General features: G+C 71.3%; 24 protein-coding genes and 3 pseudogenes. 4 read left to right on the top strand and 23 right to left on the bottom strand.

Going from position 1 to position 23347, the window contains the following annotated elements; translation table 11 throughout:
• The first annotated feature begins 109 nt into the window (after nucleotides 1-109).
• Nucleotides 110-577, top strand: coding sequence for a MarR family winged helix-turn-helix transcriptional regulator (locus C7M71_RS05440; protein ID WP_111489367.1), 468 nt, complete (start codon nucleotides 110-112; stop codon nucleotides 575-577).
• Between the two features lie 111 nt (nucleotides 578-688).
• A complete protein-coding gene (gene nicT / locus C7M71_RS05435) occupies nucleotides 689-1825 on the top strand; it encodes a Nickel transporter NicT (RefSeq protein WP_111489359.1) in 1137 nt (378 codons plus the stop codon).
• Nucleotides 1826-1878: 53 nt separating this feature from the next.
• On the opposite strand, the gene C7M71_RS05430 is transcribed toward nicT, so the two are convergent.
• Together C7M71_RS05430 and C7M71_RS05425 are read right to left on the bottom strand one after the other, a co-directional pair.
• Nucleotides 1879-2265 carry a VOC family protein gene (locus C7M71_RS05430; RefSeq protein WP_111489358.1) on the bottom strand — a complete coding sequence of 129 codons (387 nt, stop codon included), beginning with the start codon at nucleotides 2263-2265 and terminating at the stop codon, nucleotides 1879-1881.
• A gap of 45 nt (nucleotides 2266-2310) precedes the next feature.
• The gene (locus tag C7M71_RS05425; RefSeq protein WP_111489357.1) at nucleotides 2311-2736 is read right to left on the bottom strand and encodes a nuclear transport factor 2 family protein; all 426 of its coding nucleotides are present in this window, start codon (nucleotides 2734-2736) and stop codon (nucleotides 2311-2313) included.
• Between C7M71_RS05425 and C7M71_RS31480 the strand changes: the two are divergent.
• A pseudogene (locus tag C7M71_RS31480) lies at nucleotides 2727-4085 on the top strand (AMP-binding protein); the annotation flags it as partial. The gene C7M71_RS05425 and the pseudogene C7M71_RS31480 sit on opposite strands and share 10 nt — an antisense overlap.
• Here C7M71_RS31480 and C7M71_RS05415 read toward each other — a convergent pair.
• From C7M71_RS05415 to C7M71_RS05405, 3 genes and pseudogenes are all read right to left on the bottom strand, one after another.
• Complete coding sequence (locus C7M71_RS05415; protein WP_111489355.1) at nucleotides 4016-5143, bottom strand: transposase; 1128 nt, start codon at nucleotides 5141-5143, stop codon at nucleotides 4016-4018. The pseudogene C7M71_RS31480 and the gene C7M71_RS05415 overlap by 70 nt on opposite strands.
• A 368-nt stretch (nucleotides 5144-5511) precedes the next feature.
• A pseudogene (locus tag C7M71_RS31475) lies at nucleotides 5512-6018 on the bottom strand (recombinase family protein); the annotation flags it as partial.
• Nucleotides 6019-7072: 1054 nt separating this feature from the next.
• Nucleotides 7073-7378: a hypothetical protein gene (locus tag C7M71_RS05405; RefSeq protein WP_162824067.1), complete on the bottom strand. Its 306-nt coding sequence runs from the start codon at nucleotides 7376-7378 to the stop codon at nucleotides 7073-7075.
• 190 nt (nucleotides 7379-7568) lie between these two features.
• On the opposite strand from C7M71_RS05405, the pseudogene C7M71_RS33340 reads away from it, so the two are divergent.
• Nucleotides 7569-7732, top strand: a pseudogene (locus tag C7M71_RS33340) (IS982 family transposase); the annotation flags it as partial.
• Between the two features lie 23 nt (nucleotides 7733-7755).
• On the opposite strand, the gene C7M71_RS05395 reads toward C7M71_RS33340, so the two are convergent.
• The 18 genes from C7M71_RS05395 to C7M71_RS05310 all read right to left on the bottom strand — a co-directional run bounded on the left by C7M71_RS05395 (nucleotide 7756) and on the right by C7M71_RS05310 (nucleotide 23323).
• Nucleotides 7756-8409 carry a PIG-L deacetylase family protein gene (locus C7M71_RS05395; RefSeq protein ID WP_111489352.1) on the bottom strand — a complete coding sequence of 218 codons (654 nt, stop codon included), beginning with the start codon at nucleotides 8407-8409 and terminating at the stop codon, nucleotides 7756-7758.
• Nucleotides 8406-9701 carry a phosphodiester glycosidase family protein gene (locus C7M71_RS05390; RefSeq protein WP_111489351.1) on the bottom strand — a complete coding sequence of 432 codons (1296 nt, stop codon included), beginning with the start codon at nucleotides 9699-9701 and terminating at the stop codon, nucleotides 8406-8408. Before C7M71_RS05390 ends, C7M71_RS05395 begins: the two co-directional genes overlap by 4 nt.
• Complete coding sequence (locus C7M71_RS05385) at nucleotides 9698-10708, bottom strand: protein kinase family protein (protein ID WP_111489350.1); 1011 nt, start codon at nucleotides 10706-10708, stop codon at nucleotides 9698-9700. Before C7M71_RS05385 ends, C7M71_RS05390 begins: the two co-directional genes overlap by 4 nt.
• Entirely contained in the window at nucleotides 10705-12213 is a 1509-nt protein-coding gene (locus C7M71_RS05380) for a Gfo/Idh/MocA family oxidoreductase (protein ID WP_111489349.1), read from the bottom strand. Before C7M71_RS05380 ends, C7M71_RS05385 begins: the two co-directional genes overlap by 4 nt.
• Nucleotides 12210-13349: an LLM class flavin-dependent oxidoreductase gene (locus C7M71_RS05375; protein WP_111489348.1), complete on the bottom strand. Its 1140-nt coding sequence runs from the start codon at nucleotides 13347-13349 to the stop codon at nucleotides 12210-12212. The genes C7M71_RS05380 and C7M71_RS05375 overlap by 4 nt, the downstream gene beginning before the upstream one ends.
• Nucleotides 13350-13368: 19 nt before the next feature.
• Complete coding sequence (locus tag C7M71_RS05370) at nucleotides 13369-14445, bottom strand: Ldh family oxidoreductase (protein WP_111489347.1); 1077 nt, start codon at nucleotides 14443-14445, stop codon at nucleotides 13369-13371.
• A gap of 58 nt (nucleotides 14446-14503) precedes the next feature.
• Nucleotides 14504-15394: an aminoglycoside phosphotransferase family protein gene (locus C7M71_RS05365; protein WP_111489346.1), complete on the bottom strand. Its 891-nt coding sequence runs from the start codon at nucleotides 15392-15394 to the stop codon at nucleotides 14504-14506.
• Between the two features lie 120 nt (nucleotides 15395-15514).
• A complete protein-coding gene (locus tag C7M71_RS05360) occupies nucleotides 15515-16699 on the bottom strand; it encodes a GNAT family N-acetyltransferase (protein WP_111489345.1) in 1185 nt (394 codons plus the stop codon).
• Nucleotides 16700-16710: 11 nt separating this feature from the next.
• Complete coding sequence (locus C7M71_RS05355; protein WP_229758553.1) at nucleotides 16711-17259, bottom strand: MaoC family dehydratase; 549 nt, start codon at nucleotides 17257-17259, stop codon at nucleotides 16711-16713.
• Nucleotides 17256-18116: an HpcH/HpaI aldolase/citrate lyase family protein gene (locus C7M71_RS05350; protein WP_111489344.1), complete on the bottom strand. Its 861-nt coding sequence runs from the start codon at nucleotides 18114-18116 to the stop codon at nucleotides 17256-17258. The genes C7M71_RS05355 and C7M71_RS05350 overlap by 4 nt, the downstream gene beginning before the upstream one ends.
• Complete coding sequence (locus C7M71_RS05345; RefSeq protein ID WP_111489343.1) at nucleotides 18113-18358, bottom strand: acyl carrier protein; 246 nt, start codon at nucleotides 18356-18358, stop codon at nucleotides 18113-18115. The genes C7M71_RS05350 and C7M71_RS05345 overlap by 4 nt, the downstream gene beginning before the upstream one ends.
• 12 nt (nucleotides 18359-18370) lie before the next feature.
• Nucleotides 18371-19411 carry a 4-hydroxy-2-oxovalerate aldolase gene (gene dmpG / locus C7M71_RS05340; protein ID WP_111489342.1) on the bottom strand — a complete coding sequence of 347 codons (1041 nt, stop codon included), beginning with the start codon at nucleotides 19409-19411 and terminating at the stop codon, nucleotides 18371-18373.
• Nucleotides 19408-20295: an acetaldehyde dehydrogenase gene (locus C7M71_RS05335; RefSeq protein WP_111489341.1), complete on the bottom strand. Its 888-nt coding sequence runs from the start codon at nucleotides 20293-20295 to the stop codon at nucleotides 19408-19410. The genes dmpG and C7M71_RS05335 overlap by 4 nt, the downstream gene beginning before the upstream one ends.
• Nucleotides 20296-20346: 51 nt before the next feature.
• A complete protein-coding gene (locus C7M71_RS05330) occupies nucleotides 20347-21234 on the bottom strand; it encodes a 2-keto-4-pentenoate hydratase (protein WP_229758552.1) in 888 nt (295 codons plus the stop codon).
• Nucleotides 21231-21890: a hypothetical protein gene (locus tag C7M71_RS05325; RefSeq protein ID WP_111489340.1), complete on the bottom strand. Its 660-nt coding sequence runs from the start codon at nucleotides 21888-21890 to the stop codon at nucleotides 21231-21233. Before C7M71_RS05325 ends, C7M71_RS05330 begins: the two co-directional genes overlap by 4 nt.
• Complete coding sequence (locus C7M71_RS31465; protein ID WP_111489364.1) at nucleotides 21887-22075, bottom strand: DUF5999 family protein; 189 nt, start codon at nucleotides 22073-22075, stop codon at nucleotides 21887-21889. Before C7M71_RS31465 ends, C7M71_RS05325 begins: the two co-directional genes overlap by 4 nt.
• A 161-nt stretch (nucleotides 22076-22236) precedes the next feature.
• A complete protein-coding gene (locus C7M71_RS05315) occupies nucleotides 22237-22719 on the bottom strand; it encodes a hypothetical protein (RefSeq protein ID WP_111489339.1) in 483 nt (160 codons plus the stop codon).
• An 82-nt stretch (nucleotides 22720-22801) separates the two neighbouring features.
• Nucleotides 22802-23323 carry an ATP-binding protein gene (locus C7M71_RS05310; protein WP_162824145.1) on the bottom strand — a complete coding sequence of 174 codons (522 nt, stop codon included), beginning with the start codon at nucleotides 23321-23323 and terminating at the stop codon, nucleotides 22802-22804.
• Nucleotides 23324-23347: the final 24 nt, after the last annotated feature.

The raw sequence follows: 23347 nt of genomic DNA, 5'->3' as shown, positions 1-23347 counted from the left end.
GGGTCCTTCCCGGCGGCGGCAGCAGCGCCCGCAAAGTTGTTCAGATCTGAACTTTCATTTCGACGGTACCTTGTGATTCGAATTGGAACAACCGCGTACGATGGCGGCCATGGGTGAGACGAGATGGCTGGACGACGACGAGATGAGGGCGTGGGAGGGCTTTCTCGCGGCCGGAGCGCTGCTGAACCGGCGGATCGAGCAGCAGCTCAAGGAGGAGGCCGGGCTCTCCCACGCCCAGTACGAGATCCTCGTCCGGCTGGAGCGCGCCCCCGGCGGTGAGCTGCGGATGACCGAGCTCGCGGACGCCCTGCTCACCTCCAAGAGCGGGCTCACCTACCAGGTCACCCAGCTGGAGAAGGCCGGCCTGGTCCGCCGCCGCGCCTGCCCCACCGATGTGCGCGGGATCTTCGCGGTCCTCACCGAGGAGGGCCGCCGCACGCTGCACTCAGCGGCCCCCGGCCATGTCGCCCTGGTCCGCCGACTGCTGATCGACCACCTCACCCGCGACCAGCTCGCCGTCCTCGCCGACGGGCTCGGCGCCGTCGGACGACGGCTGCGCGACGACGCCGGCGAGTGACCGCCTCGGTATCGCTGCTGCGAATGACTTGCAGTTAAGCCCTTCTGGCGGAAATATTGTCGGATTGCCGCACCGGCCCCCCAGCGGAGCCACAGAGGAGTGAGGACCCCGATGACGACCAGCAGTGCGCCGCCCGCCGCGCCCCCCGCCGCCCGCAGCGGCCCGCGCGGCCGTCTCTCCCGGCAGGAGTGGACGCGCCTGGGCGCCATGGGCGGCTTCATCCTGCTGCTCCATGTCGCGGGCTGGTTCACCCTGCTGGCGATCGTGGCGCCGCAGCACCACAACGTCGGCGGAGCCGTCTTCGGCGCCGGGATGGGCCTCACCGCCTACACCCTGGGCATGCGGCACGCCTTCGACGCCGACCACATCGCCGCCATCGACAACACCACCCGGAAGCTGATGGCCGACGGCCAGCGCCCGCTCTCGGTCGGCTTCTGGTTCTCGCTGGGCCACTCCTCCGTGGTCTTCGGCCTCTGCGCGCTGCTCGCCTTCGGCGTACGCACCCTGGCCGGACAGGTCGAGGACGACGGCTCGGCGCTGCAACGCACCACCGGGCTGATCGGCACCACCGTCTCCGGTGTCTTCCTGATGCTGATCGCGCTGATCAACCTGGGTGTGCTGGCGGGCATCCTCAAGGTCTTCCGCCGGATGCGCACCGGCGACTACGACGAGGCGGAGCTGGAGGCGCAGCTGGACAAGCGCGGCTTTATGAACCGCATCCTGGGCCGCGTCACCCGCGCCGTCACCAAGCCGTGGCACATGTACCCGGTGGGCCTGCTCTTCGGCCTGGGCTTCGACACCGCCACCGAGGTCTCGCTGCTGGTGCTGGCCGGCGGCGCCGCCGCCTTCCAGCTGCCCTGGTACGCGCTGCTGACCCTGCCGGTGCTCTTCGCCGCCGGGATGAGCCTGCTGGACACCATCGACGGCTCGTTTATGAACTTCGCCTATGAGTGGGCCTTCTCCAAGCCGGTGCGCAAGGTCTACTACAACATCACCATCACCGGTCTTTCGGTCGCCGTGGCCTTTGTCATCGGCGGGATCGAGCTGGTCGGCCTGCTGTCCGAGAAGCTGGACATCAGCGGCGGCGTGATCGGCTGGATCGCCGAGCTGGACCTCAACCTGGTCGGCTATGCCATCGTCGGCCTCTTCGTCCTGACCTGGCTGGTGGCGCTGGCCGTGTGGCGGTACGGCCGGATCGAGGAGAAGTGGTCCTCGGGGCTGCGCCAGGGAGCCGCCGAGGAGGCGTAAGGCGCGGCACTGCCCCGAGCGGCCCCGAGCTGCCCCGAGCGGCCCGGGTCCGCTCAGGGGCGGTGCCGCAGCGGATGGTCCGCAGGGACCTCGACCACACAGATGCGCACCCCGTCCGGGTCGGAGATCCACATCTCCAGCAGCCCCCACGGCTCCCGTACCGGCTCGCGCTCCACCGCCACCCCGCGTCCGGCCAGCTCCCGGTGGACCGCCCGCACATCGGCGACCTGGAGCCAGAGCCGCACGCCGGGGGAGGCGGGCGCATCCGAGTGCCCCGACACCTCCAGGAACCCGCCGCCGAGGAAGAACACGGTGCCCCGCTCGGGGCCCGTCCCGAACTCCCGGTAGATCTCCAGCCCGAGGTCGTCGCGGTAGAAGGCGCGGCTGCGCTCCAGGTCGGTGGGGCGGAGCAGGACACGGCTGCTCAGTACATGGGCCACGGCCCCGAGCCTACGGCCCGTCAGCGGCCTCCGGGGCCGGTACGGTCAGCCGTCGGTGGCGATGCGCCGCTCATGCGGCTCGATGGGCAGGTCGTTGATGCTGGCGTAGCGCCTGGCCATCAGGCCGTCCTCGGTGAACTCCCACTGCTCATTGCCGTATGAGCGGAACCACTGGCCGTCGGCGTCATGGCACTCGTACTCGAAGCGCACCGAGATCCGGTTGCCGGTGTACGACCAGAGCTCCTTGCGCAGCCGGTAGCCGAGTTCGCGCTGCCACTTGCGGGTGAGGAAGGCGATGATCTCCTCCCGGCCGTTGATGAACTCGTCGCGGTTGCGCCATGCGGAGTCCTCGGTGTAACCGAGCGCCACCCGCTCCGGGTCCCGGCTGTTCCAGGCGTCCTCGGCGAGCTGGACCTTCAGCAGCGCGGTCTCCTCGGTGAACGGCGGGAGCGGCGGGCGCGGTGCGGTCATGGCGGTCTCTCCCTGCCTCGGGTACAGAACGGGCGGCATCGGCACTCTCCAGTACCCTAGGCCAGCCCCGAGCGGCGGGCCGCCACCACGGCCTCCTGTACGGCGCGGCGCTCCGGATCGTCGAGGAGGACGGCTCCGAGCAGCGCTGGTCCTTCGCCGACCTCTCCGACCGCTCGGACCGGGTCGCCAACTGGCTGGCCGGGCAGGGGGTGCGGCCGGGTGACCGGATCATCCTGATGCTGGGCAACCAGGTCGAGCTCTGGGAGACCCTGCTGGCCGCGATGAAGCTGCGGGCCGTGGTGATCCCCGCCACCACCCTGCTCGGCCCCGCCGACCTGCGGGACCGGGTGGAGCGCGGCGGCGGCCGGTTTGTGGTGGCCCGCTCCGCCGACACCGGCAGGTTCGCCGAGGTGCCGGGCGACTACACCCGCATCGCGGTGGGCGACCCGACCGCAGCGTCCGCCTCTGCCTCCGCCGCCTCCACCGGCTGGCTGCCGTACGCGGACGCCTACACCGCGCCGTCCGGCTTCACCCCCACCGGCCCGACCGCCGCCAACGACACCCTGCTGCTGTACTTCACCTCCGGCACCACCGCCAGCCCCAAGTTGGTGGAGCACACCCACACCTCGTACCCGGTGGGCCATCTGTCGACCATGTACTGGATCGGGCTGCGCCCCGGCGATGTGCACCTCAACATCTCCTCGCCGGGCTGGGCCAAGCACGCCTGGAGCAATGTCTTCGCCCCGTGGAACGCCGAGGCGACGGTCTTCATCCACAACTACAGCCGCTTTGACGCGGACCGGCTGCTGGCCGAGATGGAGCGGTGCGGCGTCACCAGCTTCTGCGCCCCGCCGACGGTCTGGCGGATGCTGATCCAGGCCGACCTGGGCCGCCTTGCCACCCCGCCGCAGATCGCGGTGGCCGCCGGGGAACCGCTCAACCCGGAGGTGATCGAGCATGTCCGCCGCTGCTGGGGGGTCACCATCCGGGACGGCTTCGGGCAGACCGAGACCTCCGTGCAGATCGCCAACAGCCCCGGCCAGCCGCTCAAGCCCGGCTCCATGGGCCGCCCCTCGCCCGGGTTCGACATCGCCCTGCTGGACCCGGTCACCGGCGTCCCGGGCGACGAGGGCGAGATCTGCCTGGACCTGACCCGGGAGCGCCCGGTCGGCCTGATGACCGGCTACCGGGGCGACCCCGAGCGCACCGCCGAGGCCATGGCCGGCGGCTACTACCGCACCGGCGACATCGGCTCCCGCGACGCGGACGGCTACATCACCTACATCGGGCGGGCCGACGATGTCTTGAGGTCCTCTTCCGCAGGTACCGAATCGTTCCCAATGAGGAGCCGCGGGTCGACGCGACCCTCGATCTGCAGGGGCGGCAGCGCCGCGCCCTGGGCGACGGGAGTCCCCGGGAGGTCCGCCAGAGCCTCCATGAGCCGGTCCCACAGGCCGCTCGTCGACCACTTGTGATAGATCGACTGACCTCCGGGGACGGCGGACCAAGCGCAGCCCGTGCGGGCCTTCGTGAGGATCGCCTCCAGATACGCGCGGGGGCCGACCTTCGCCTTCCGGCCGGGGCGTCCCTCGAAGATCGGGGCGACGCGCTCCCAGGCGGCGTCGGTTAGGATCGGCACGTCCGCGTTCCGGGCGCGGAACCAGCCGACGACGGTGTCGTCGGACCGCACCCTTCGCCTCGTGCCGTCCGCCAGCACGGTCACGCGCAGATCGAGAAGGCCGTAGACCTCCTGCTGCTGGCTGAGGCTCATCGAGTACATCCGGCTTCCCGCCTTCTCGGCGAGCCGCTGGAGGTCCTGGGCCCGGGCCACCTGCGCTTCTGCGGCCTGCTGCCAGGCCGCCGCCTGCTCCCGGAGTGACTCCAGCTCAGCAAGTTCCTTCTCCAGCGGGCGTGTTGCACGCTCGGTGAACTCCTTGGCCGCTTGGGGACCAAGCTTGCGCCGTGCTGCCTGCCGAGCGGTCGTGGCGACGGTGATGCCGAGCGCCGTATCGATTTCCTCGATCTGCGAGTCGAGATCCTCGATCCGAGCCGCGTAGTCGACGCCGGACGCCTTGGTCATGTCGAGGAGTTCCTCGGCCAGGGACAGCAGTTTCTCCGGGCTGGAGAGCAGGTCGCAGACCTCGCTCCAGACGCGTCCCTCGATCAGTTCGGCGTCGAGGCTCTTGCAACCGCACTTCGGCACGCGGCGGTCCCGCTGCCGGTTTCCCGCACATCGGTAGCGGCGTCGGCGGGCACGGCCTTGGGTGGCCCCGGTGTAGTGGGCCCCGCAGAGGCCGAAGACGTGTATGGACAACGGGTGGATCTCGTCGCTCTCCCGGAGCCTGGGGCCTTGGCCGGTGCGCGCGAGCGCCTGGTTGAGCTCCTGAAGCTCTTCAGGGGTGAACATGGGGTCGAGCGGGATCTCAACGGTCTCGCCGAACACGGGGTCGCCATCGGCGTCGACTCGCAACGCGGATTCCCCGGGTCGCGGAAGAGGCGACGCGACTCCTGGACCGCCTGTCCGTGGAGGATGTGCCGGAGGCAGCCTTTGGGCCAGTTGTCGCCGTTGGGACCGGGGATCCCCTCAGACTCGTAGAGGATCTCGATTTGACCGCACGTCATCCGCTCGTGGACCAGGAGGTTGCGGGCTCGGTGCAACAGCGAGTGGGGACTGCGCTCGTCACCTGTGAAGAGGACAGCACGGCTCTCACCCCGCCTGCCCTGGTTGTCGATCCTCCAGCCGTAGGGAGCAGGCCCACCAGGCCAGCCTCCGGATTCCGCCTTCTCCTGGACCCCGCCCTGCGTCCGGTCGCGGATGACGACACGCTCGTCCTCAGCCGCGTCCTGCGCTTTGCGCATGCGCGAGCGGCCTTCTTCAGTGGTGTTGTCGTAGTCGCCCTTGACGATGGCCACGAGGATGCCGAGGTCTTCGAGCTTCCACACCCATGGCCAGAAGGCCCGGTCACGCCGACCGATCGCGCGCTCCTCGGAGACGACCACGACATCGAAGGGCCTGGGGACGCGCTGCGCGTCTTCCATCAGGCTCTTGAGGTCGGGTCGCTGCGTGTGGTCCAGGCTGCCGCTGTAGCCCTCGTCGGCGTAGGACCGGACGTAGTCCCAGCCCTTCTTGCCGACGTACTTGGTGACACGCTTCTGGGTGTAGGCGATGCCGTAACCCTTGGCCTGCTCCTCCGTGCTGACACGGAAGTAACCGACGGCCCGGAGCGAGGCGCCCGTCCGCTGACACGTGACGTCGATCGCGGATATGACATTCTTGCGCATGTCAGTCCTCCCAGACTGGCCAGACCCCGGGACGTTGGCGCGTCGCCGGGGTCACCCATGACTGGAGGCAGCATACGCCCGTCTTGGCTTCCACCGGGCGGAGTTGATTTACCGTCAACAATCCCGCCTGCGGCTTCCTCCTTCCCGGTCAGCCCTTCGAGGAGATCTTCGAAGACGATCCTCGCCAGTCGCACACGTTCGCCCGGCGTCCAGGTTCGGACGTGCCAGTGGACTTCGACGTGAGAGGGCAGCGGGCCGACACGCCGGGGCAGGCAGTCTGCGTCGCGGCGGGTACGGGCGGCGAAGCCGTCGCCGGTCTCATCACTCGGTGGAGGCACGGTTCTCCATGGGTAGCTCTGTCTTCTCGGGGCTCCAGTGCGTCTGCGGAGCACGGAACTCCTGCGCTGGGGCGTTGGTGGTCAGACTCGACGTTGCCCGCATCAAGGAGAGTGAAAAATCGCCGGACCTGTGCTATCTCCGCCAGGGGCCCCGGTGACCAAGGCTGCGGTCGAGGTCGGCCGGCCTCATCTCGACGCCCTCAGCCGTCGGTAGGCCCCGACATTCTCGTCCAGCGCCCCCGGCGCGGGATGCCCTCCGCTACCCCTGGGGCGGAGTCAAGCCCAATCGTCAGCCTGAAAGGCTGACGATTGGTATAGCTTGCTCCCGCGCGGAGATCAGGCGGTGTGCCCGCACCGGCCGCTTCGTCGGGCGTGCTCAAGCCGCCATCCCGCCCCGCTGAAGGCCCGATCGGCGCGCGTGCGGCAGGGTGTCGACTGCGAAGTCGAGGGCCTCCTCGGTGCTGACGAGGCTGATGACCGGGCCGGTGTCGTCCCGACGGACGAGCCAGCCGCCGCCGGGCTGACGTCAAGCGGTGGTGACGTGCCCGTACGTGATCAGGTGGCGCATGAGGTGGACGGCCTGGTCGCACTGAGTGCTGCTCGGCATGGTGTCCTAGCCGCACGGACCAGACCGGAACTCCGGGTCCGCGTCCGGTCCAGACGGGTTGCCCTCCGGAGCACCCGGACGGACCGGACCGGGTCTGCGACGGTCCCCCTCAGCGAACCGGACAAGCCTGACCTTCGCGGACCGGACCAGACGGGTCCTGCACCGAACCGCCCTCGCGGACCGGACCGGGCTCCGCTTGCGCTGGTCCGGTGGGTCCGTTGGTGGTCTTCTGCAAGGTGACCTTGGTCCGGTCCGTGGCGAGCAGTTCCGTGTGGACCGGTCCGGCGGCTGCGAACCGGACCGCTTCGGTCTGGACGGCCGGCGGTTCGTCGAGGCGGTCCAGCCTGGAGAGTGTCGGGTCGTTGTACTTCGGCGTCGTGGTCCGCGGGCGGGTTTCGGCGTCTTCGCCGCGCATGTGCCGGGCGATGACGATGTAGAGGTGGACGCCGCCGCCGAACGCCAGCGGGGCCAGCGTGGACAGGGCGCCAAGGACAGTGCACCGCCAGCGGCCCCCAGTGCGACGATCACGAGGAGGTCGGCGATGGACAGGCGCTTCACGCTGCACACCGCTCTGCCTGGGTGAGCAGGTTGGCGACGTCCTCATCGACACCCTCAAGGACCAACTCGGCCTGGAACAGCACGGTGGCCGTACCCTCACGGGCGTCGCCGTCCGGGTCGGCCAACGCATCCTGGCGAAGACCTGCGCGATCTGGCACAACCGCACCACCAGCAGCCCCTCACCCGCGCACTGGTCGCCTACGACCACTGACCACCCGCATCGGAACAACTCGTCTAGCTGGCCGTGGCTGGCCTGAATTCCAGTCGCCGGGCGATGGAGAAGAGTTCGCTGGCGTGCGCTTCGGCTGGCAGGCGTTCGAGGACGCGGTGGTGGACGTGCTGGCGGTACTGGTTGCGGGCGAGGGAAGTGAAGGTCGCCATGTCGATCTGCTGTTGGGAGGTGAAGCAGGCCAGTGCAGCCACTTTGGCCTGGAGGTGCTCAGCGGTGCCCATGAAGATCTCATTGGGCTCGAAGCCGGTGCTGTAGGGCGAGCGGAAGTAGGTGAGGTTGGCGGCTTCACGCAGGGCGACGGCAGTGACTTCGGCGGAGGTGACGGTGTGGTCGAGGTGCTGGTCGGCGGGAAAATGGGTGTAGACGATGTCGGGTCGGTCTCGGCGCATCACGGTGAAAAGCTCGGCATTGATCTGCGCCCGGTGGCTGGTGAACCGGCTGTCGGGGATCTGCGAGAAGGTGTAGTCGCTGATGCCGAGGAGTGCGCCGGCGGCTAGGCATTCCTGTCGGCGTAGGTCCGTGCCGCTGCCGGTGTGGCCGGTGGTGAGGGCGTGGACGCGGACCCGGTCGCCGGACTGGGTGTAGTCGAGGATGCGCATGGCCATGGCTATTTCGGCGTCGTCGGGGTGGGCGACCACGATCAGTACGGTCGTCATGGAGCCTCCTGGTCGGATGCGGTGATCGTCAGGGCGCTGCGGAGGACGCGGCCGTCAAGGCCCTGCCAGTGGAAGGGCTGCGTGGCGTTGGCAGGCCAGCGCAGGTAGTGGAGGCTGCCGACGGCATCAGGTCGCGCGTCCGGTGAGCGGTAGGCGATCTTGGAGGTCTGGCCTCCGTCGAGGTGATAGACCTTCTCGGGATCCCAGCCTGCTGCCTCACACAGGCGGGCGGTCTCGGCGGCAGTGACTCCTCGGAAGTGGTCGGTCAGTGGTGCCCCGTCCAGGACCTGAAGGTGGAGGCGGTCTGCGTCCAGGGCGATCAGGGTGCGGGCGTAGCGGGCACCGGGGCGGAACGGGGACAGGCCCAGGCTCGCGTCCCAGGGTGTCGTGTCGCCGCGGGCCGCGGCTGCGACGGTGGGTCCGAGCGAGAAGCCCGCTTCCAGTCCAGCGGTGTCGTTGGTGTCGAGCGAGGTGATGCGGACGGGTGCGCCGAGGGTGAGATGACGGGCCGTCGGGAGCAGGGCCCGCAGGATCAGGGCGCCGGTGAACAGATCGGCGCCGCCCCCAGGGTGCAGCGCGGTGATCCGGAGTCCGCTGGCCGTGGGGCCGACGGTGGCATCGAGGGCGTCTGCACGGTGCGGGGTGGTGTTGGTGGCGGGGTCGACGTCGCGCAGGAACCCTGTGCGCGGGTCGTCGCGGTAGCGGACCCGGCAGTTGGCCGCTCCGAAGACGGCCAGGTGTCCGGGCCGGGGGTCTTTGGAGCCGGCCCAGCGGTAGGGGTGTCCGGCGAGGGTCAGGGTGCCGATGGCGGGCAGGTGGTGGATCTGGAGTCGGCCGTTGTGCAGCAGCAGGGCCGGTTTACCGGTGGTGGGGAGGCCGGCGATCTGGCCGTGGCGGATGGTGAGGTCGAGGCAGGGTTCGTCGGGCTGATAAGCGGGGTCGTCGGAGATGTAGGAGAACGATCCGCTGACCGCGGCGACGACGGCACCGTGCACGAGGCCGCGCAGACGGAAGCCACTCCTGTCGGTCACGGGCTGCGCGCCGGCGCGGTTCAGGTCGACGGTCAGGGTGTAGGCGTTGGTGAAGGAGCCGCTTTCGAGTTCCAGCGTTCGACTGTCCAGGACGACACCTGCGGCGAGGGTTCGGCGGTGCGGCTCGGTGATGCGCTGGGCGAAGGGGCGCTGGTCGCGGGCCAGGTCTTGGATGTCAGCAACGTGGATCCCCCGGACGGCCAGCTCGGCGACGGCGCGGCGGTCCGCCGCCGAGACCGGGGTTCGGTCGGGGGCGGTCATCGTCGATTCCGGTCGGTGACGGCGTGGAGGAGGTCGGGGACGGTGAACGGGCCGCTGTCCAGCAGGGCCAGCAATCGGGCGCGGAGCCGGTGGTAGTCCTGGGGCGGGGCGGTGGCCGGGTAGGGGACGACGTGGGCGTCGATCCGGTAGAGCAGCACTCCGGCGGCGACGGCGGCGAGCAACTGGTCACGACGCCACGGCGTGGTGGCCAGCCGGGTGCTGGAGTAGGCGTCCAGCAGCACCGAGGCCAGCGCGGGCACGCGCCGGGGTCGGGCGAGGTGGTGCAGCAGCAGGTGGGCGAGCAGGTAGCCGAGGTCGTAGAGCGGAGCGTTGCGGTGAACGTTGTCGAGGTCGACGAAGACGACGGTGTCCCCGGCCAGGCTCATGTTCTTCGGGGAGGCGTCGCCGAGGACCAACTGGTGTCCGGGGAACTGGTCGAGTGCGTGGCAGGCGTTGTCCAGGGCGGGGTGGCCGCTGGCGCGCAGGCAGAAGTCGAAGGTGTGGGCGCGGAAGAGGTCGTCTCCGTCGGCGGGGCGGAGGGGTTCGCTGATCTGGGCTGCGGCGTGGTGGACCTGGGCCAGTGCGCGCCCCAAGCGGGCGGTCTCCGAGGGGGTTGCGGGTCGTCGGTCCAGGTGGTCGCGCCAGTTGCGGTGGTCGGGGAAGACATCGGTCATCACCAGGGCGTGCTGCTGGGGCAGGAAGGCCAGCACGGTGGGGAACCTGGTGGGAAGCTGCTGGTGGAACAGGATGAGGGCCCGGTGTTCGACAGCGATCAGCGCCGGGTCGGTGGTGAGTTCGGGGATCTGCGCGAAGCGGTCTCCTCGGAGTTTGACGATGACGCTGCCCTGGGGGCCGTGGACGCGGAAGACATGGCTGACGTTGCCGCCGATGCACGGCGCGATGTGGCTGATGGGTCCGGTGTGCGCCGCGCAGGCGACCCTCACCTGCTCGAAGCGCTCGGCCAGGAGGCTGTCCGGGGCCGCGTTGTTAGTGGAGAGAGGGGTCATCGGCAGACCACCGCCATCGGCTCGGCGGCGCCGGATTGAGCTGCTCTGGGGCGGAAGTCGAGGGTTTCGTCGCCCTGGCCGGTGCCGGTGTGGCGGTGGGCCAGCGAGAGGTAGGTGCCAGCCATCAGCTGGGCGGGGCGGTAGTGGGTGGCCAGGTCGGACCGCAGCGAGGTGCGGGGGATCCGGCCGGCGAGGTAGGCCAGGAACTCGGTGACGGCCTGCGTACGGGCGGCACGCTGGGTGGGTGCCAAGTCGTCCCGCACCAAGTCCGCGAAGCGGAGGGTGGTATGCCGTCGCCAGTCGGGGCGCAGCCGGTTGTTGCGGAAGACGTGGACGGCGACGTGGTCAGCACCACCGATCTCGGTGGGGTCGATGGCGGGGTCGGGGGCGTGCAGGCTCTGCAGGGCGTGGATGTGCAGGGCTTGGAAGGGGCCCTGCTGGATGATGTGGCTCTCCTGGCCGACGCGGCCGTTGCCCTTGTAGAGGTCGGTGGGGCTGGGGTCCAGGGTGTGGCGCTGGGAGAAGGTGTGATGGGCCAGGTTGATGCTGCCCAGCGTGAGGGTGCGTCCGCCACTGCGCAGCGCGAGGTGGACGAAGACGTCGACTTCCCCGAAGTCGGCGGTGCGGCGCTGCAGTTCGGCCTGCGGGAGGTGGTTGCGGGCGGCCAGGCCAGGGATCAGGCGTTCGTGGTCGAGGACGGTGAGCTGGGCCAGGGTGTCGGCGGGACGGGCGGCGAGGGCGTGCAGTTCGACTTCGTCCAGTTCCTTGCCGGGACGTTCGGCTGCTGCCAGGAGCCAGGGCATGGTGTCGAACAGGTGGTAACCGGAGTGCGCGGCTTTGCCGTAGCCGCGGTCAAAGCCGTGGTAGGGCTGGCTGAGGAGTTCGTCCGGCATCCGCCACTGACCGTCGGCGTGGCTGGACTGGATGGAGGTGATCGGGCAGTTGGTCTGCTCGGCGACCTCGGCGATCAGTTCACGTGCGCGCGTGATCGCGGGGTGCCAGCGGCGCTGGCTTAGGACGCTGACCGCCAGGCCAGGGTACTGCTGGCGGGCTTGGCGGTAGGCATGGTGGAGGGTCTGGTAGTCGGTGGCAATGGCGGCGGCTGCCGCGGGGTCGGTGGAAGCGGCCGGGCGGACGGTCAGCGGCTTGTCCAAGAGCACCGACAGACCGCGGCCCAGCGCCCACAGGGTGTAGGGCAGGTGGAGGGAGGGTTCGGTGGCCACCACCGCGGCGGTGATCGCCTCACGGTCGGCGACGTCGTCCAGGACGGCGCGCACGGCGGCCGGGAGCTGCTGCTGGGAGGCGGGGAACGGCGTGACGGCCACGATCGGCAGGGTGCGGGGCCGGTCGGGGGTGCCGTAGGTCAGCGGCCGGGCGGCGACGTGGGGCAGGTCGATGCCGGTGACGGTGCCGGCCAGGCCGCTGTCCTGGGCTTGGGCGAGGGCGGGGAGGTGGTTGAGGCGGGCGTGCGGGCCCACGCCGATGAGCAGCACGTTGGCGCTCATCGCGTGACCGCCGCGGTGGGCCGGGGGGTCAGGAGTGGCAGGACGCCTTCGCCGACCCAGTACGCCTCTTCCAGGTGCGGGAACCCGGACAGGACGAACTCCTCGATGCCGAGGGCTTGGTATTCGGTGATGCGGTCGGCGACTTCGCGGTGGGAGCCGACCAGGGCGGTTCCGGCGCCGCCGCGCAGCAGGCCCACTCCGGCCCACACGTTCGGGTAGATCTCCAGGTCAGCGGTGCGGCGGGTGGTGCGGTAGGCGGTGTGGAGTTGGTTCATCGCGGCCTGGCCGGTGGACTGGCTGGCGGCCAGGACGCGCTGGACGCGGTCGATGTGGTCGGGGTCGATGCCGGCGATCAGGCGCTCGGCCGCGGCCCACGCCTCCTGGCTGGTGTCGCGGGTGACGACGTGGAACCGGATGCCGAACCGCACGGTGCGCCCCGCTGCGGCGGCCAGCTTACGGATGCGGTCGAGCTTGGCGGCGACCTGGTCGGGCGGTTCGCCCCAGGTGAGGTAGGTGTCGGCGTGCGCTGCGGCGACGGGGCCCGCCTCCGTGGAGGAGCCGCCGAACAGCACTTCGGGTATCGGGTCGGGAGGTGCGAGGACGGTGGCGTCGCGGACGTCGTAGTGCTGGCCGGTGAAGGTGAAGGGCGTGCCGGACCAGGCGCCGCGCAGCACGGTGAGGAATTCGTCGCAGCGCTGGTAGCGCTGCGACTTGATCAGGTGGTCGCCGAAGCGGGCCTGTTCGGTGTCCTCGCCGCCGGTGACGATGTTCAGCAGCAGCCGGCCGCCGCTGTGCCGCTGGAAGGTGGCGGCCATCTGCGCTGCCAGAGTGGGCACCAGGTAGCCGGGCCGCAGCGCGACCATGAACCGCAGGCGCTCGGTTTCGCGGGCCAGGGCGGCGCAGGTCAGCCAGGCATCCTCGCACCAGGTGTTCGTGGGGGTCAGGACCGCGTCGAAGCCCAACTGCTCGGCGGCCTGGGCGATCTGGGTCAGGTAGCGCAGATCCGGGGGGCGGAAGCGGTCTGCGCACGGACTCTGGCTGGCCGGCTGGTCGATGCCAGGGCCGTGGCTGCGCTGGGTGCCGACGGCCAGGGAGCGGCCGTCGCTGGCGGTGGGCAGGAACCAGTGGATGCTCATGCTGCTCCTCGGAAGGGGTTCAGTCGCTGGTGAAGTCGCCGCGGGCGCGGGCGTGCAGGCGTTCACAGACCAGCGGGGGCAGGGTGAGGGCGGGGGCGGCGCGGCGGGCCTGGGCGCGGGTGCGGCTGCGGTCTCCGGGCAGTCGCCACGTGTCCGCGTCGGCTGCGGCGGCGGCGCGTAGCTGGTCGGTGAAGCGGGTGTTGGCCGTCGCGGTGGTGCCCTGGGGATTGGCGAAGGCGGGGTCGAGGGCGAGGAAGGTGTAGCCGGTAGTGAAGGTGTCGGTGACCTCGCTGCCCATGGGGAACCCGAACAGGGAGCCGGCCAGGGTCTGCAGGAGCAGGGAGAGCGCGAAGCCGCGGTGCCGGCCGAAGACGACGGCGCTGGCCGCCTGGTCGGGGTCGGTGGCCGGACGGCCGTCGCTGTCGACGAACTGACCCTGTGGCAGGGGCTGGCCGGAGCGGCGATGCTCCCACAGCACGCCCATCGGTGCGAGCGTGGTGCCAAGGTCCGCCGAGAGCGGTTCTGTGAGGGTGGGCAGGGCGAACGCGAGGGGGTTGACGCCCAGGACCGGGGTCCGGCCGCCGGCGGGGACGGCCTCGGCGCGGGAGGTGTTGGTGGCGATCCCGATCAGGCCGTGCCGGGCGATCTCCTCGGTCCAGGGAGCGAGAATGCCGTACCGCTGGGTGTTGATCATCCCGACGGCGGCAGCGCCGTGGCGGGCTGCGGTGGCCACGGCGAGGTCGACGGCGAACGCGGCGGACAGCGGTCCGATCTCGCGGTGCGCGTCGACCACGGCGAACACGCCCTGCTCGTGGAACACTTCGGGCGGGCCTTGGCGCAGGTGGAAGAACTGCGACTCGAAGCAGAACTTCGCGACGCCGTGGGAGGGCTTACCGCGTAACTCGCCCTCCAAGTAGTGCTTGACCACGGCGTCGATCTGCTCCGCCGGGATGCCTTGGTGGCGGCAGGCGGCGGCCATCAGCCGCGCAACGTCGCTGTGGGCGATGCGGACCGCCAGCGTGTTCTGCTGCCCGGCGGCCCGGGGCCCGACCGGGGGCGGGCCGAGCGGGTCGGGTATCAGGTGCGACGAGGGCATGGCTGCGCTCCTCTCCACGAGGGAAGGCGACGGTCAGGTGCAGAAGGCGGTGCGGGGGTCAGGCGTGGGTGCGGACCAGGTCGCCGAGCGCGGTGCGACCGCGGTCGATGAGCACCTGGTCCTGGTTGCGCAGGCCGGTGGTCAGGTAGGACACGGCCAGCCGGGCGGTCAGCAGCAGCAGAAGCCGCTGCTCGTCCTCGGTCAGGGGGCGGCCGTAGCCGTCGAGGTACGCCTCGCGCAGGTGCGGCTGGTCGGGCCACATCGCGCCGCAGAGCCAGATCATGTCCTGGACGGCGAGGCCGTGTTCGGCGGTCTCGAAGTCGATCAGGGCCAGGTTGGTGGTGGCCTGGTCCCAGAGCCAGTTGCGCGGTGCGGCGTCGCCGTGGAGGTAGACCAGCGGGAGGCCGGCGGCCAGGGCGACCAGGTCGTGGGCGACCTCGGCGACCAGGTTCCGCTCGTCGGGGTGCAGCAGTTCCTCGGTGGCCTTCAGGCACAGTGCCGCCTCGGCCGCCTGCGCGGTCATCGAGGCGGTGACCGCCTCGCGGGCGCCCTCGGGCTCGGGCGCCGGGTGGTCGTGCCAGCCCCGCAGCAGGTTGCCGCCCAGGTGGTGGACCCGGGTCTCGGTGTCCGGGTCCAGCGGCAGCCCGCGCACCACGGCGCCGGGGACCGCGGTGGTCAGCAGGGCCAGGGTGCGGGTGTCGAAGGCGATCAGGTGGGGGGCCGAGGTGGGCGGCAGTGCCGCCTTGGCGTGGCGGTGAGCGTGGATCTCCCGCTCGAAGGCGCGACGCGAGGGGCTGATCTTGACGTAGACGCTGGTGCTCTCGCCGTCCACGCGCCAGACCTGGGAGGTGCTGCGCGGCCAGGAGGTGTCGGTAGCCCGGGTGGTGCCGGGCAGGTGCTGCTCGGCCCAGCGGTGCAGGTCATCGGGGATCGGCGCGGTGGGGGTCAACAGGGTCTCCAAGGGTGCTGGTTGGGGACGGCGGCGGCCCGGTGGGTCCGGGTCTGGACTGTCAACGCTGCAGGCAGGGCGGCGGGCACGGGATGCGCCCACCGCCTGGGTGCGGGGTGGTCAGAAGTATTCGGTCAGCCACGGTTCACGGTCGGAGGTCACGGCGACCAGCGAGGTGACCGCTTCGCGGGTGCCGTCTACTCCGGCCAGGGCGGCGGAGGTGGCGGTGCGGTAACCGCCGGCGTACCAGACCGCGAGCTGGCGCATGGTCATCGTGCACGCGCCGGCCGGGTGCTGGCTGCTCGGCAGCAACCGGCCCTTGCCGCCGTCGATGCAGAGGGTGTAGGCGCGGGGGCGGCCGGTGTCCTCGCTGATCGTCAGCGGCAGGTCCGCGGTGAGGTGGGACGGCCAGCCGCGCAGGCGGACGGCCTCGGCCGGGTCCAGGATGCGCAGCATCCAGGGGTGCCAGTGCCGGGCGTGCGCGGATCCGGCGCGGTGCAGTTGCTCCAGCAACTCGGCGCCGGGAGGCAGGGCGGTGCGCTGGAAGGCGACGGTGGGGATGCGGCTGTGGAAGCGGCCGAGGAAGCCCAGCAGGGCGGTGGCGCTCGCGGCGCCGGAGGCCCAGAAGTCGTGGACGACGACCTGCCGTTCGCCCTGCTGGTCGCGGTCGAAGGCCAGGGAGACGAACCCGGCGGTGCGGCCGTCGCGGTCGTGGGCGCGGTAGTGCGCGAGCTGGGGGTGCGTCTGCTGCTGCCAGCCGTCCCACCACTGCGGTCGTTGCCAGGGGCCGTTCCACTGCCCGGCCAGTTGGTGCTGCAGGGCGGCGACGTCCTGGTAGGGGCCATGGGTGATCTCGAACGCGCCGGTGGTGAACGCGGCGCGCAGCTGGTCGGTGGGCACGCTCCAAGAGAACACCTGGGCGGGGGCGGCCCAGCCCAGGCGGTGGGCGTAGCCGGTGGACGTCGTCCACACCGCGGCCAGCACGGCCCCCTGCTCGCGCAGCGGGCGGATCCGCTCGGCCAGCATGCGCACCGTCAGGCGGCTGCCGCGCTCCTCGGGGGCGACGCTGCCGGACGCCAGGCACACGGAAGGCACCGGCCGGCCGCCGAACATCTGCGGCACCATCAGCCCGAGGCCCCCGGCGACGATCCGCCCCTCCCGCACCCCGACGCGGGCGTCCGCGTGCGGGCGCAGCAGCTCCAAGTCGGGCACCGGGTGGCCGTAGCTGCGTTCGGCCAGCGCCTGGTAGGTCCGCCAGTCCTCGGGACCGGCGGCGGTGACGCTCACCTGCTGCTCCTCGTCCATGACCGCCCTCCCTAGTAGCCGGTGCTCTCGCGCACCGGATCGGCGTCGGCGGGCACCAGGAAGGCGCGGGTGAAGGTGATCACGCGCTGGCCGTGCTGGTTGTAGCCGCTGGTGCGGCAGGTCACCACCCCCTGGTCCGGGCGGCTGCGCGAGGCCCTGGCGGACAGGATCTCCGTCTCAGCGCTCAGCGTGTCGCCCACGTGCACGGGGTGCTCCAGCCGCAGCTCGTCCAGGGACAGGTTCGCCGAGGTGAGCGCGCTGGTGGAGCGCACCGAGGAGCCGAGCACCAGGGACAGGGTGACCATGCCGCACACCAGGGTCTGCGTGCGCCCGCTGGTGCGGCAGAACTCGATGTCGCTGTGGACGGGGGCGGGGTTCCCACTGAGCGCCAGGGTCAGCGCGTGGTCGGTCTCGGTGACGGTGCGCGCTGGCCGGTGCTCGATGACCTGGCCGATGACGAAGTCCGCAAGCCCTCGGCCGATGACCTCGCGCACGCGCCCTTCGCCTACCAGCCGGTATCCGGCCGGTACACCCTGCTGTTCGGTGTTCACTGTGGTCACCGTGTGCCTCCAGAGGGGTCGGAGTGACGGGCGGTCAGGGCGCGGGCGGCTTCGACCAGCGGCGGGCCGATCATGCGGCCGTCCACGGTGGTGATGCCGCCGTCGGCGCTCTGCGCGGCGGTCACGACCTGCCGAGCCTTAGCGAGTTGGGCGTCGGTGGGAGCGAAGGCGGCGCGGATCGCCTCGATCTGGTCCGGGTGCACCGCGCCCTTGCCGCAGTACCCCAGGTCGCGGGCGAACTCGGCCTCGGCTTGCAGCGTGGTGGGATCGGCTAGGTCGAAGCAGGGCGAGTCGATCGCCGGGATCCCGGCGGCCGAGGCCGCCTGTGCGACGGCGGCACGGACCCAGTCCAGCGCGGCGGACCCCAGCGGGCGACCGGCCGCGGCGGCGTAGTCCGCCGCCCCGAACACCACGCCGTCCAGCGGCGCCACCTCCAGGATCTGCGGCAGCCGCTGCACCGCCCGGGGGCTCTCGATCAGCGCCCACAGCCGCACCCCGCCGGCCAGGACGTCGGCGACCAGGGTGACGTCGCGCGCCGACTCGACCTTCGGGATCAGCAGCAGGTGCCCTCCGGCCCCCGCCCTGGCCAGCGCGACCAAGTCCTCCATGCCCGCCAGGGTGCCGGGTGCGTTCAGTCGCAGCCCCACCTGCGGCGCGCCGGACGCCGAGGGGCCGGCCAGGAACGCCAAGGCGGCCCGCCGCGCCGACTCCTTGCTGTCGGGCGGGACGGAGTCCTCCAGGTCCAGCAGCCACACGTCCGCGCCCGAGCGCAGCGCCGCGTCGAAGCGGTGGGGGCCCGCTGTTGCCGGGGTGATCAGCCACGCGGTGCCCGGCCAGTCCGGGCTGCTGGCGCTCACGTCGTCTCCAGGTGGGCACGCACCAGCTGGTCCAGTCCGGCGATCGTGCAGGCCGCGGCGATCTGCGCCTCGTCCAGGTCCACGCCCAGTTGCTGGTGCAGCGCCACGCTCAGCTCGACCAGCGACAGCGAGTCCAGTCCGGCCTCCTCCAGCCCCGTGTCCGGGGCGAGATGGTCGGCGCCCACCTTCAGGTCCTCGCTCAAGATGCTGTGCAGTGTGGGGTGCAGCTCCTGGTTGCTCATCTCGGCTCTCCTTCAGGGATTAACGGGTTCGGCCAACGCGGCCGTCTGGGCGACGGCATCGACTGCGACGGGGATCAGGTCTTCCTGGCCGGCCACTGCCCGGCGGCGGCCAAGCTCGGCGAAGACCTCCAGCGGGTCGACGCCCGCCTTCTCGGCGGCGGCGAGCACCGGCAGCCTGAAGCCGCTGAACACGCCCTCCAGCCCGGAGACGATGCTGACCGGGTCCATCTGCGGTGCCCGGTCCATCAGGTGCTCGCGAGCTACCTCGGCGGCGGCCAGCGCCGCCCGTACCTGGACACCGGTCTCGTAACCGCAGCGCTGCAGGACTGCAGCCATTACCTCCAGCGGCGTGTTCCCGGCACCGGCGCCGATGCCCTGCGCGCACACGTCCACGATCCGCGCACCGGCCTGGACGGCGGCCAGCGAGTTGCCGACGGCAAGGCCCAGGTTGTTGTGGCCGTGGAAGATCACCGGTACGCCGGTCTCGGACGCGATGGCCGACACCCGCGCGGTGACGTCCCCGGGCAGCAGCGCCCCGGCGGAGTCCATGATCCCGACCGCCTGCGCGCCGTAGGACACGGCCAGTGCGCACTGCCGGGCCAGCTCCGTCGGCTCGGCCATGTGGCTCATCAGTAGGACCGTCTGCGCCTGGACGCCGAGGTCGCGAACCAGGCCCAGGTGCCTGCGGGTGACGTTCGCCTCGGTGCAGTGCGCGGCTACGCGTACCACGCCCGCCCCGGCGGCCACCGCGGCACGGATGTCGGAACCGGTCCCCCAGCCGGGGGCCATGAACACCCCCATCCGCGCCGAGGCCAGCTCCGGCCGGACGGCGTCCAGCATCTGCGCGTCGCTCAGCCGGGCCCGGCCGATCTGGAGGGAGGAGGCGCCCAGGCCATTGCCGTGGCCAACCTCCACCACCGGCACCCCGGCCCGGTCCGCCGCCTCGGCGTACCGGCGCAACTGATCCTCGGTCATCTGGTGACCGACCTCGTGCTGGCCGTCACGCAGCGTCGCATCGTGCAGGACGACCTCGGTTCCCGACGTGTGCGTCACGGCCGTACCGCCTTTCTCGCTGCCAGGTGGCGCTCCGCCACCAGGACGGCCGCTGCGTTGATGAGTTCCACGTTGCCGGCGTACGGCTTGACGAAGGTGCCGCTGGTCGCAGTGACCGCGACCGACACCCGGACCTGCCCTCGCTCCAGACGGCAGTCCTCGACCCGGTAGCCGGGGGCGAAGGCGCGCACGGCGTCGGCGGCCTCGCCGAGCGCGGCGTGCAGCGGGCCCTGCGGCAACGGCGGGCCCGGGACCAGAGCCGTCACCCGGGTGCGGAAGACGGGTGCGGGCCGGGCCGGGCTGATGTTCACCAACACCTTCGCCCGCGGCGCACCGACCAGGCCGGTCACCAGCCGGCCGGTGGCGTCGATGTACTCATCCAGGTTGTCGCGGCTGGCCGGGCCGACCGTCGCTGACGCCGCGGTGGTGACCACCTCCGCATAGCCTGGCGCTGCCCCGGTGAAGCGCGTGAGGGCGTCCAGGACCGGCAGCGCGGCCTGTCCGCCGCAGCTGACCAGGCTCAGGTAGTGCTGCTCGGCTTGGACTCCGTTCACAGTAGGCACGACCATCGCGCCGGTGCCGCTGGGGGTCAGGTCCACCACCAGAGCGCCCGCACGGATCAGCTCCGGGGCGTGGGCGAGGTGGGCCGGAGCGCTGGAGGCATCGAAGACCACGTCCGGTTTGGCGGCCAGTACGGCCTCCAGGCCAGCGGCCGAGGTCTCCAGGCCCAAAGCCTGGGCCTGGCGAAGGCCCGCGGCTCCGGCCCGCCGCCCGGCCACCAGGACGCAGCTCATCGACGGCGACCTGGCCAGGCGCTCCGCCAGGTCAATCCCGAGCAGACCCGCGCCCAGCACCGCGACTCGGCTGCGCTCCACGTACGACATCTCTTCCTCCTTCAAGCTCCAGCTCCGGTGGCCCGGTGGGCCGCCCGGAGGTCAGGCAGCGTGCAGCCGCACAGCGGGCAGGTGCGGGGACCGGGCGGTGACGGTGCTGCCCGGAAGCAGGGGAACGCTCGCGTGCACCGCCCCGGCCAGCACCAGGTCGCCGGGGCGAAGCCAGCAGCCGAAGGGCGCCAGACGACGCGCCAGCCACACCAGCGAGCGCAGCGGATCGCCCAGCACCGCGCTCCCGGCACCGGCGGCCTGCGTCCGGCCGCCGACGGTCAGCAGCACCTGCTCCGCCGCCAGGTCCAAGCCTTCGACCGGCACGGAGGTTCCCACCGCGAACCGGGCGCAGGCGGCGTTGTCGGCCACGCTGTCGGCCAAGGTGAGACCGGCGGTGCCTGCCCGGCTGTCGATGACCTCCAGCGCTAGGACCACACCCGACACGGCCGCACGGGCCTGCTCCTCGCTCACCCGTTCCCCTGCCAGCGGGGCGCCCAGTAGGAAGGCGATCTCGGCTTCCACTCGCGGCGCGATCAGGTCCGCCACCAGCACCGCGCCGTCGTCCGCGACCCGGGCGGTGTCCAGCAGCAGTCCGGAGTCGGGCTCGCCGATGCCGAACTGCTCCTGCATCGCCTTCGAGGTCAGGCCCACCTTGTGGCCGACCACCCGTGCCCCCGCCGACACCCGCAGCGCCGCCCCCGCCCACTGCACGCGGTACGCCTCCTGCAGCGTGACCTCCGGCCGTTCGGCGCTGATCCGCGGAGCGAGCCGCGCTCCCTGCTCCGCGTGCAGCAGTTCCCGCGCGCTGCCCCAGACCCAGTCAGGCTCACTGCCCAGGGCGGCCAGTTCTTCGTACTGCAGGTCACTGTCCGCCGCCAGCACTCTCGCCAGCAGTCCGACTTCGCCGTCGTGCTCCACTGCGTCCTTGGCATCGATCACGAGAGGGCTCCTTCTATCGCAGTCGGGTGGCGAAGCCCTGCGCGAGGGCGGGAGGACTCCTGCTCCAGGTCGACGTCGGTGACGCCCAGCAAGCAGCGGACCAGTTGGCTGGCCAGCACCCACGGGGCCCGCGGGTGCGTGTACGGCACGGGATCACCCGGCGGCAGCGGCAGGGGCTCAGCGAACCGGTCGAGGATGTAGGACGTCCCCAGCACCCCGAACAGCAGCGGGTGCTGCACCCGCATCGCCTGGAAACCGTTCGCCAGGTAGCGGCACTGCTCTGCGGAGAGCAGCGCGTGGGCCAGGCACAGGGGCGGCTGCGCGGTCAGGACGCCTTCGCTGACCGCGTACTCCAAGGACCCGCGCAGGAACAGCCAGCCCTGGTGATTACGGTCGGCCGGCCCAGTGCACACCTGGCACAGCAGTCGCTCCATGCAGATCCGCTGGCGCTGGGGGTGCACGTCCTTCCAGCGCGGGCTCCCTACCGGCAACTGAGGGACACGGCCCCAGAGAACGCCTCGTGCGTCGCGGTCCTCCGGGCGCTCGTCCTGGTAGCCGATGCCGCGCCCGGCCGGAAGCGCCACGATGTGTACACGGCTGGGCTCTTCGCCGGCACGGGCGGTGATGAACGGCACCGCAACCGGCTTGCCGCTCATCCCGCCTCCCCGCGGCCGATCGGTTCCAGGCAACGTCCGTCGGGCAGCACCGCGCCGGTGTCCTCGAAGACCAGGACTCCGTTGCACAGCAGCGCCCACCCTTGTTCGGGATGGCTGGCGACCGCGACGGCGGCCTGTTGGTCGGGGCTTCCGGCCGGCGGGCAATCAGGCTCGTGCTGGCACATCATCAGACTCCGGGGACGTGAAGAGGCGGGCGGAAGCTGGCCCGACCAGGGGGTGCTCGGTCGGCCCCGGATTGGGCGGGGGAGCCCAGGACAGGGGTTCGGGGCCGACCGAGGTGCAGTTCCCCGCGGCCGGGAGCGGATCTCACCGGCTGCGGGGAAGTTCAAGCGGCGAGCCAGCGCCGTGCGGTGCGCTCCACTGGGGCGGGTAGCGCTCTGCGCAGCGCACGCCCGCGGCTGGTGCGGGCGAATCGCACTGCGGCTTCGGAGACACGCGACGCGCCGCTCAGTTCCACGGCTGCCCACAGCACGCGGCCGGGACCGTTCGGCCTCGGTGCCATTCCCCACTGCCAGGTGCTGCTGTCGAGTGCGGCCAGCAGCCCGGTCGGCGGCTCATTGCCGGTACGGTCCACCATCTCCACCGTGACTGCGTTGCCCGGATTTAGGTAGACGGTGACCTCCATCTGGACGATGCAGGTGCTGGCGACGACCGCGCTACGAAGAGCAGTGATCACCGCAGTGAGGCGCTCGATCTGCTCCGTGGTCAGCGCGGCTCCCCACTCCAGCAGTTGGCGCTCAACCGCATCAGTGATCTGCCCGCTCGTCCGGGTGGCCGGAAGGAACCATGTCTGGGTCCGCATCGCCATCACCGTTCTCCTTCCTCGGAGTTGCCCGTACGTAAGCCGCCGACCTCGGAGAACCTGATCGCCACGCGCGCCGCAGCCCCGGTCACAGGTCCCTCACCGCCCCGAGCACTCGGGCCACGATCCGCACGTCCGCGCCGTCCTGCGGCGGCTCAGCGGCCACAGCGATGTCTGCCCAGACCGCTTTGCCGCCACCGCGCAGCGGGAAGGCGCCCCAGTCCCTGGTCAAGCCGCTGACCAGGAGCAGCCCTCGGCTGCCCTCGGCGCCGGGTACGGGCGTCTTGCGGATCGGCATCCGCGCGCTCGCGTCGAACACGAGCACCCGGACCGCGGAGTCGGCCAGCAGGTCGAGCACGATGTCGAACACCTCGATGCGGTCCGCCACACCGGTGGCGTGCTGGAGGACGTTCGTCACCAACTCCGTCACCACCAGCCGCACATCCGGCCGAACGCTGCGCGGTACCCCCCAGCGATGGAGGGCCTGATCCGCCAGCGCCCGGGTAAGGCGGGGGGCCGTCTCGGTGGCTACCAGCCTCAGATGCTGGCGGTCGCGGATGGGCAGTGCCGGTGGCCGCCTCACCATGATGGGCATGTTCTCGACAAGCATTGCTGTGGGAGTCCCCATTGGGCT

The sequence above is a fragment of the Peterkaempfera bronchialis genome (assembly GCF_003258605.2).
Taxonomy (GTDB): Bacteria; Actinomycetota; Actinomycetes; order Streptomycetales; family Streptomycetaceae; genus Peterkaempfera; species Peterkaempfera bronchialis.
The sequence above is the reverse complement of the archived record's forward strand: the minus strand, read 5'-3'. Positions and strand labels throughout refer to the sequence as shown.